General features: G+C 67.4%; 1 protein-coding gene. It reads left to right on the top strand.

Annotation, left to right across the window (positions count from 1 at the left end; genetic code table 11):
• Positions 1 to 143 precede the first annotated feature (143 nt).
• Positions 144 to 1,601 (top strand): NF041680 family putative transposase, encoded by a 1,458-nt coding sequence (locus OFY01_RS16820; protein WP_266600722.1) that lies wholly within the window; start codon positions 144 to 146, stop codon positions 1,599 to 1,601.
• Positions 1,602 to 1,613: the final 12 nt, after the last annotated feature.

Below are 1,613 nucleotides of genomic sequence, written 5' to 3'. Positions count from 1 at the left end.
CTAGCTTGATCTTTAACCTCCGACGTCGAATGCTGCGTCGAACTTGATCACTCGGTCTGGTATCCGCCGTACGTGAAGGCGGCCTTCGCCTGAACATGTGCTCCGACCAAGGAACACACATCTTCAGAACGAAGGCCGTGGGGATGAGTCTGCTGCATCGCGACACACGACGGGACGCTTTGGATCAACTGTCATGCTTCCGGGGTGAGTTCTACTCCTGTCTCACCGCTCGTTCGGATGCGTTGTTCGAACTGGCTGATGCCGTTCTGTGCAGTGACGGACCGGTGAGGTCGCTGCCCGAACTGTCACTGGTCGGCGAACACCGCCGCGGCCATGGCGGGCTCTACTCAGCCGTCGCCCGCGGCCGGATCGATGCTGACCGGCTGCGGCAGGTCCTGGCCTCGATGCCACTGCCACGGGCCGTCGACGGCCGGCTGGTCCTGGCCGTCGACATCACCTGCTGGCTGCGTCCCAATGCGCACACCTCACCGCAACGGATCCTGTGTCACACCTACGGCCGGGGCAAAGACCAGCACATCCCGGTTCCCGGCTGGCCGTACTCGATCATCTGCGCACTCGAGCCGGGCCGCAGCTCCTGGACCGCTCCGCTGGACGCATTGCGCCTGGCGCCCGGGGACGACACCGCCACCGTCACTGCCCGGCAACTGCGCGAACTGGTCGAGACGCTGATCCAGGCAGGCCAATGGCAGGAAGGCGACCCGAAGATCCTCATCATCGCGGACGCCGGCTACGACGCACCCCGTCTTGCGTTCCTCCTCAGGGACCTGCCGGTGCAGGTGCTGGCCCGGATGCGCTCGGACCGTGTCCTGCGGCGGGCCGTCCCGCCCCGGCAGCCTCACACCCAGGGCCGACCACCCCGGCACGGCAGCGAGTTCGTCTTCGGCCAGCCCGACACCTGGGGCACACCGGACACCGAGACCGTCTCCGACACACGTCTATACGGCACCGCCAGAGCCCGCTCCTGGGACCGGCTGCATCCCAGGCTCACCCACCGCTCCTCCTGGGCAGTCACCGACGGCACCCTTCCCGTCGTCGAGGGGACAGTGATCCGCCTGGACATCGACCACCTGCCCAGCGGAGCAACACCGAAGCCGGTCTGGCTGTGGTGGTCGGGCACCGACGCCACGGAGGCAGACGCCGACCGTCTCTGGCATGCCTACCTGCGACGCTTCGACATCGAACACACCTTCCGCCTGTTCAAACAGACCCTCGGCTGGACCGCCCCGAAAATCCGCACCCCCGAGGCCGCCGACCGCTGGACCTGGCTGATCCTCGCCGCCTACACCCAACTGCGTCTGGCCCGCCCACTCGCAGCCGACCGGCGCCGTCCCTGGGAGAAACCCAGCTCTCCGGACAGGCTCACTCCCGCTCGCGTCCGCCGCGACTTCCGGCACATCCGCCCACAGGCCGCCTGCCCGGCCAGAGCGCCGAAACCCACACTCCCCGGTCCCGGCCGGCCACCGGGCCGGAAAAACACCCGTCCCGCCCCCCGCCACGACGTGCACACGCCCAAGAAAGCCCAGCCAGCAAAACGACCAAAAAAGAAGACGACCACCCCGAAGCCCCGCCGCACAGGTTAAAGATCAAGCTAG

It is taken from the genome of Streptomyces beihaiensis, assembly GCF_026274175.1.
GTDB classification, from domain to species: Bacteria; Actinomycetota; Actinomycetes; order Streptomycetales; family Streptomycetaceae; genus Streptomyces; species Streptomyces beihaiensis.
The sequence above is the reverse complement of the archived record's forward strand: the minus strand, read 5'-3'. Positions and strand labels throughout refer to the sequence as shown.

Excerpts from the sequence above, each read along its gene's own strand:
- OFY01_RS16820 (WP_266600722.1), top strand. The coding sequence starts at position 144 with ATGAGTCTGCTGCATCGCGACACACGACGGGACGCTTTGGATCAACTG.